The following is a 540-nucleotide window of genomic DNA, read 5'->3' as shown; positions in this document are numbered from 1 at the left end:
CGCGGGCGCGTAGCCCTTGCCCTTCTGGGTGACGACGTGGAGCAGGATCGGGCCCTGATCCGAGTCGCGCACGTTCTTCAGGACGGGGAGCAGGTGGTCGAGGTTGTGCCCGTCCACGGGGCCGACATAGTGGAAGCCCATTTCCTCGAACATCGTGCCGCCGCCGACGATCAGCGAGCGGGCATATTCCTCCGCCGCCGCCGCGCGCTGGTAGAGCGCCTTCGGCAGCAGCTTGCCGAGCTGCTTGGCGGTCTCGCGCAAGGAGCGGTAGGTGCCGCCGGAGGCGAGGCGGGCGAGATAGGCCGACATCGCGCCGACAGGGGGCGCGATCGACATGTCGTTGTCGTTGAGGATGACGATGAGGCGCGAGTGCAGCGCGCCGGCATTGTTCATGGCCTCGTAGGCCATGCCCGCCGACATCGAGCCGTCGCCGATCACCGCGATCATGTTGCGGCGCCTCAGAGCCGGGCCGCCCGCAGCCTTGGCGTCCGCCTCGTCGAGGTCGCGCGCCACGGCCATGCCGAGCGCGGCGGAGATCGA

General features: G+C 69.6%; 1 protein-coding gene. It reads right to left on the bottom strand.

Annotation, left to right across the window (positions count from 1 at the left end; genetic code table 11):
- Positions 1 to 540, bottom strand: a 540-nt coding sequence (locus tag MKK50_RS00090; RefSeq protein WP_499019528.1) for a 1-deoxy-D-xylulose-5-phosphate synthase N-terminal domain-containing protein, incomplete at both ends; no start/stop codon positions are given.

The sequence above is a fragment of the Methylobacterium sp. J-043 genome, assembly GCF_022829505.1.
GTDB lineage: Bacteria > Pseudomonadota > Alphaproteobacteria > Rhizobiales > Beijerinckiaceae > Methylobacterium > Methylobacterium extorquens_A.
This window is presented reverse-complemented; position numbering and strand designations above follow the sequence as displayed.